The organism is Curtobacterium sp. NPDC089689 (assembly GCF_044749145.1).
Taxonomy (GTDB): domain Bacteria; phylum Actinomycetota; class Actinomycetes; order Actinomycetales; family Microbacteriaceae; genus Curtobacterium.
Map to the genome: position 1 here is coordinate 679,625 of NZ_JBIVHJ010000002.1, position 6,458 is coordinate 686,082.

Here is a 6,458-nt window from a genome sequence, read left to right on the forward strand (position 1 = left end):
GACCTCGTAAGGAGCTCACGTGGCAAACGTGCTGGAGAAGGTCCTCCGCATCGGTGAAGGACGAACCCTCCGCCGCCTGAAGGCCTACGCCTCGGCGATCAACGACCTGGAAGACGACTTCGCGTCCCTCACCGACGAGGAACTCCAGGACGAGACGAAGGAGCTCCGGGAGCGCTACGCGAACGGCGAGACCCTCGACGACCTCCTGCCCGAGGCGTTCGCCGCCGTGCGCGAGGCCTCGAAGCGCACCCTCGGCATGCGGCACTTCGACGTGCAGCTCATGGGCGGTGCGGCGCTCCACCTCGGCAACATCGCCGAGATGAAGACCGGTGAGGGCAAGACGCTCGTCGCCACGACGGCCGCGTACCTCAACGCGATCCCGTCCCGCGGCGTGCACGTCATCACCGTCAACGACTTCCTCGCGTCGTACCAGTCGGAGCTCATGGGCCGGGTGTTCCGCGCCCTCGGCATGACCACGGGCTGCATCATCGCGAACCAGTCCCCGGCCGAGCGACGCGAGCAGTACGCGGCCGACATCACCTACGGCACGAACAATGAGTTCGGCTTCGACTACCTGCGCGACAACATGGCGTGGCAGGCGTCCGACATGGTGCAGCGCGGCCACTTCTTCGCGATCGTCGACGAGGTCGACTCGATCCTCATCGACGAGGCCCGGACGCCGCTCATCATCTCCGGCCCCTCCTCGGGCGAGGCGAACCGCTGGTTCACCGAGTTCGCCTCGATCGCCAAGCGCCTCACCCCGGGCGAGGACTACGAGGTCGACGAGAAGAAGCGCACGGTCGGCGTGCTCGAGCCCGGCATCGAGAAGGTCGAGGACTACCTCGGCATCGACAACCTCTACGAGTCGGCGAACACCCCGCTCATCTCGTTCCTCAACAACTCGATCAAGGCCGTCTCGCTGTTCAAGCGCGACAAGGACTACGTCGTCATGAACGGCGAGGTCCTGATCGTCGACGAGCACACCGGCCGCATCCTGATGGGCCGTCGCTACAACGAGGGCATCCACCAGGCGATCGAGGCGAAGGAGGGTGTCGAGGTCAAGGCCGAGAACCAGACCCTCGCGACCGTCACGCTGCAGAACTACTTCCGCCTGTACCAGAAGCTCTCCGGCATGACCGGTACCGCGGAGACCGAAGCGGCCGAGTTCATGTCCACGTACAAGCTCGGCGTGGTCCCCATCCCGACGAACAAGCCGATGCAGCGCATCGACCAGACCGACCTCGTCTACAAGAACGAGAAGGCGAAGTTCGAGCAGGTCGCCGAGGACATCGCCGAGCGCCACGAGAAGGGCCAGCCGGTCCTGGTCGGCACCACGAGCGTCGAGAAGTCCGAGTACCTGTCGAAGCTCCTCGCGAAGAAGGGCGTCAAGCACGAGGTCCTCAACGCGAAGAACCACGCACGAGAGGCCGCGATCGTCGCGCAGGCCGGTCGACTCGGCGCGGTGACGGTCGCCACCAACATGGCCGGCCGCGGTACCGACATCATGCTCGGCGGCAACTCCGAGTTCCTCGCCGTGCAGGAGATGCACGCGAAGGGCCTGTCCCCGACGGAGACGCCGGAGGAGTACGAGGCCGCGTGGGACGACGTGTTCGACCGCGTCAAGGCGGAGATCAAGGACGAGGCCGACAAGGTCCGCGACGCCGGCGGTCTGTACGTCCTCGGCACCGAGCGCCACGAGTCCCGCCGCATCGACAACCAGCTCCGCGGTCGTTCCGGCCGTCAGGGCGACCCCGGTGAGAGCCGCTTCTACCTGTCGCTCACCGACGACCTGATGCGCCTGTTCAACTCCGGCGCCGCCGAGAGCCTCATGGGCCGCTCGAACGTCCCGGACGACCTCGCGATCGAGAACAAGCTCGTCGGCCGTGCGATCCGCTCGGCGCAGGCGCAGGTCGAGAGCCGCAACGCCGAGATCCGCAAGAACGTCCTCAAGTACGACGACGTCCTCAACCGGCAGCGTGAGGCGATCTACAGCGACCGCCGGCACATCCTCGAGGGCGACGACATCCACGACCGTGCGCAGACGTTCCTCAAGAGCGTCGTCGACGACGTCATCGACACCCACACCGGAGAGGGTTCGCCGGACGACTGGGACCTCGACGCCATGTGGACCGAGCTCGGGACGCTCTTCCCGATCTCGATCTCCATCGACGAGGTCATCACCGAGGCCGGGTCGAAGGGCAAGGCGACGCGCGAGTTCCTCGGCCGTGAGATCCTGTCGGACGCGCAGCTGGCCTACCAGAAGCGCGAGGAGCTCCTCGGCGACGAGGCCATGCGCGAGCTCGAGCGTCGCGTGGTGCTCTCCGTGATCGACCGCCGCTGGCGGGACCACCTCTACGAGATGGACTACCTCAAGGACGGCATCGGCCTCCGCGCGATGGCGCAGCGTGACCCGCTGGTCGAGTACCAGCGCGAGGGCTACGCCCTGTTCCAGAGCATGATGGGCCAGATCCGTGAGGAGTCCGTCGGCTACCTCTTCAACCTCGAGGTGCAGGTGCAGTCGGACGGCGAGAACGCGGTCATCGAGGCCAAGGGACTCGGCGAGGAAGAGACGAGCGGCCTGGAGTACTCGGCACCGTCCATCGACGGCGAGGTCGAGGTCCGCGACGAGCAGGGCCGCCTGGAGCAGGCCGCGACGGCACGGGCGCAACGTGCGCAGGCCGAGGCCGAGGAGCAGCAGGGCCCGGAGCAGGGTTCCGCGTTCGGCAACGCCGCGACGGCCTCCGGCCAGGCGGCGGCGAACAACCGCGCCGAGCGTCGCGCGGCGAAGCGCGGCTGACGCAGCAGCAGACGGACGGGAGGCGCGGTGCCAGCTGGCACCGCGCCTCCCGTCCGTCTGCGCGCACGCGTCTGCGCGCACGCGTCTGCGCGCACGCGTCTGCGCGCACGCGTCTGCGCGCACGCGTCTGCGCGCGCGCCCAGAGCACGAGACTTGCCCTCAGCGACCGACCTCGTGCTCCCCAGCGCGAGGAACGTCGCTCACCACGAGACTCGTGCGGCGGCAGACGGCTGCGCGATCAGAGCACGCCGACCGCGGTCGCGCGCCAGCGCGCGTTCCGCACCTCGAGCCGGATCGCGACCGCTCGCGCGTGGCTCCGCCCTTGCACGACCACCGTGGCCTCGACGACGCCGTCCGCGGGCGAGCAGCACACGACGCGTTCCGCTCGGAGCGACGGGCGCGGGAGGGGACGGCGGCGCGCCGAGCGGCTCCGCGCAGCGAGGGCGGACCGTTGCTGGAGGTGCCGGTGCACGTCCTCGGTGACCCAGCGGGCGATGCTGTCGACCTCCCGGGCGCCGCTGAGGATCTCCACCACGCAGAGCGCGAGTGCCCGCGCGGTCTGCTCGGGATCGGGGAGCGCCACGGGCCCCGCTGGACCGGGGAGCGCCGGATCGACGCTGTTCGGCACCGGGCGGAGCGCCGGTGCCGGTGGCGGTGGGACGGCGTCCTCCTCCGGACGATCGTCGTCTGGTCGTACTGCTCGTTGCGCCACCCCGGCCCCTTTCGTCGGGGCTGAGCGTATGGTGAGTGCAACATTCGAAATACCGCAGGACCATCACCTGTGGACAACGCGGCATTGTCCACACAGAGCGACACCTAGACTTGGCACGTGTCGACCCTCAGTGACCTCGTCCTCGCGCAAGGCCGTTCCTCCGAAGCCGACGTGGAGTGGCTCCACCTGCTCGTCGGGGACTGGCAGCTGCTCGCCGACCTCTCGTTCGCCGACATGGTGCTCTGGGTCCCCACGGCAGAGGACGGCTCGTTCGTGGCCGTCGCGCACGCCCGTCCGAGTTCCGCCGCGACGCTGTTCTACCGGGACATCGTCGGCCAGGAGATCCGCGAGGAGTGGCGCGAGCAGGTGACGGAGTGCTTCGTCGGCAGCCGGGTCGTCGACTCCGCCGAACCCGACTGGTACGAGGACACCCCGACCCGCGTGCGGGCGATCCCGGTGCTCCGTCGGCTCTCGGCGAACAGCGCGGAGACCACCGACCGTCCGATCGCCGTCGTCACGCGGCACTCGAACCAGGACGAGATGCGGACGCCGAGCCGGCAGGAGCTGAACTTCACCGCCGGTGCCAACGACCTCTTCGGCATGATCGCCACGGGGGACTTCCCGGACCTCGGTGCTCCGGCCGGTCCGCGGCGAGGGGCGCCGCGTGCGAGCGACGGACTCCTGCGGCTCGACACCAACGGCGTCGTGACCTTCGCGAGCCCGAACGGGCTCAGCGCGTTCAACCGCATGGGCTTCGAAGGTGAACTCGAGCGCAAGTCCCTGGCCGAGGTGACGACCGAGCTCATCGGGTCGAAGCTCGACGTCGACGAGTCACTCCCGCTCGTGGTCACCGGGCGCGCGCCCTGGCGTGCCGACGTCGAGGCGAAGGGCGTCACGGTGTCGCTGCGCTCGATCCCGCTCCGTGACCACGGTGAGCGCATCGGCGCGATCGTGCTCTGCCGCGACGTCTCCGAGCTGCGCCACCAGGAGCGCGAGCTCATCACGAAGGACGCGACGATCCGCGAGATCCACCACCGCGTGAAGAACAACCTCCAGACGGTCGCGTCCCTCCTCCGCATCCAGGCGCGACGCACCCACTCGGAGGAGGCCCGCACGTCGCTGCAGAACGCCATGCGCCGGGTCGCAGCGATCGCGGTCGTGCACGACACCCTCTCGACCGGGCTGAGCCAGAACGTCGACTTCGACCAGGTGTTCGACTCGGTGCTCAAGCTCGTGACCGAGGTCGCGGCGTCCCACAACACCACCGTCCGCCCGAAGAAGACCGGCGAGTTCGGCGTCCTGCCCTCGGAGGCGGCGACCCCGCTCGCGCTCGGCCTCACCGAACTCGTGACGAACGCGGTCGAGCACGGGCTGGACGGCCGCGACGGCGAGGTCGAGATCGTCGCCGACCGTTACGACGACCACCTCGAGATCCAGGTGCGCGACAACGGTCGAGGGCTGCCGGAAGGCAAGGTCGGGTCCGGTCTCGGCACGCAGATCGTCCGTACGCTCATCCAGGGCGAGCTCGGCGGCACGATCGACTGGCACACGCTCACGGGCAGCGGGACCGAGGTCGGCATCTCGATCCCGTTCCGCTGGCTGACGGCAGCGCCCGCGGCGTGACGCCCGCGGCGTGACGCCCGCGGTGCCCGCGGTGCCCGCGGTGCCCGCGGTGCCCGCGGTGCCCGCGGTGCCCGCGGACCGGCAGCGTCCTCGCGGTGCTCGCACAACCAAAGTCGATCGGCACCACGGGAAACCGTGGTGCCGATCGACTTTGGTTGTGCAGAACCGAAGCGCACCGCGCACCGCACCGCACGCACCGCACACCGCACGCCCCCGCACACGACGAAGCCCGCCGCCCCAGCGGGGGCGACGGGCTTCGGGGACCGCAGGTCAGGAAGCGCGACGAGCGCGGGCGGCGCGGCGCTTCAGCGCACGACGCTCGTCCTCGCTGAGGCCGCCCCAGACACCGGAGTCCTGGTTGTTCTCGAGGGCGTACTGCAGGCACATCTCGGTGACGGTGCACCGGGCGCAGACGGACTTCGCCTTCTCGATCTGGTCAACTGCGGGGCCGGTGTTCCCGACCGGGAAGAAGAGCTCGGGGTCCGCGGTGAGGCAGGCAGCCTGGTCACGCCAGTCCATGTGTGGTGCTCCTTGATGTCGATGCTCGAACGGCAGCCGTGGACGTGGTTCGGGGATCGGAACGCTGGCATGCTGAGCATGAGGGGACACCCTGTGGGGGAGGGATCCGCTGGAAGCGAGTCTGACGCCCGCGGAACGCTCGGGGGAGGAGCGTCGAACCACGGGAGACGCACACCACATCGTGCCGTCCGAACGACCTCGAATATCGTTCCATACTGGTAGGGGCAAATCAAGGGTTCCGACGCTGGAGGATCGCTGTGCACGACACCACACCCGCCGAGTCCGCGGACCCCGGACAGCGCTCGCCCGCGTTCACGGTGCTGCAGGTCGTGCTCGGCCTCGAGTTCCTCGCGCTGGCCGGCGTCACGGTCTGGCTCCTCGTCGAACTGGTCACCTCGCCGGCGACGAGTCTCGCCTCCGGGATCGCGCTGACGATCCTGACCGCGATCGCGGCGCTCTGGCTCGGCGCGCTCTTCGTCGGGTTGCGGAACCGCCGTCCGTGGGTGCGCTCCGGGATCATCGTCTGGCAGGTGATGCAGGGCGCGCTCGCGATCGGCGCGTTCCAGGGAGTCTTCCGCGTCGCCTGGTTCGGCTGGCTGCTGCTCATCCCCGCGCTGCTCGCCATCACGCTCGTGCTCTCGCGGCCGGTCACGGCCGCCCTCGTCCGCCAGGACGGCGACGGGGACTGACGCAACAGCCTGGAGGCCCGGGGGCGGGGCCCGGGGCCCGCCCCCGGCCGCCCCGGGGGGGGCGCCGCCGCTAACACCCGGCCGCGCGTAGTCCCCCGGCAGGGGGCCTGGCCGGTGG

5 protein-coding genes are annotated in these 6,458 nt (G+C 69.7%); 3 read left to right on the plus strand and 2 right to left on the minus strand.

The window, feature by feature from the left end:
* Nucleotides 1-19 precede the first annotated feature (19 nt).
* A complete protein-coding gene (secA, locus tag ACIPYW_RS11415; RefSeq protein ID WP_400413496.1) occupies nucleotides 20-2,797 on the plus strand; it encodes a preprotein translocase subunit SecA in 2,778 nt (925 codons plus the stop codon).
* A 238-nt stretch (nucleotides 2,798-3,035) separates the two neighbouring features.
* On the opposite strand, the gene ACIPYW_RS11420 is transcribed toward secA, so the two are convergent.
* A complete protein-coding gene (locus tag ACIPYW_RS11420) occupies nucleotides 3,036-3,380 on the minus strand; it encodes an Rv3235 family protein (RefSeq protein ID WP_400413499.1) in 345 nt (114 codons plus the stop codon).
* A 246-nt stretch (nucleotides 3,381-3,626) separates the two neighbouring features.
* Here ACIPYW_RS11420 and ACIPYW_RS11425 point away from each other — a divergent pair, with 246 nt between their 5' ends.
* A complete protein-coding gene (locus ACIPYW_RS11425; protein ID WP_400413501.1) occupies nucleotides 3,627-5,132 on the plus strand; it encodes a sensor histidine kinase in 1,506 nt (501 codons plus the stop codon).
* 270 nt (nucleotides 5,133-5,402) lie between these two features.
* Here ACIPYW_RS11425 and ACIPYW_RS11430 read toward each other — a convergent pair whose 3' ends face one another.
* Complete coding sequence (locus ACIPYW_RS11430) at nucleotides 5,403-5,651, minus strand: WhiB family transcriptional regulator (protein ID WP_022904217.1); 249 nt, start codon at nucleotides 5,649-5,651, stop codon at nucleotides 5,403-5,405.
* Nucleotides 5,652-5,908: 257 nt separating this feature from the next.
* On the opposite strand from ACIPYW_RS11430, the gene ACIPYW_RS11435 reads away from it, so the two are divergent.
* A complete protein-coding gene (locus ACIPYW_RS11435) occupies nucleotides 5,909-6,340 on the plus strand; it encodes a hypothetical protein (RefSeq protein WP_400413504.1) in 432 nt (143 codons plus the stop codon).
* The last annotated feature ends 118 nt before the right edge of the window (nucleotides 6,341-6,458 follow it).

Excerpts from the sequence above, each read along its gene's own strand:
- ACIPYW_RS11430 (WP_022904217.1), bottom strand. The coding sequence starts at position 5,651 with ATGGACTGGCGTGACCAGGCTGCCTGCCTCACCGCGGACCCCGAGCTC.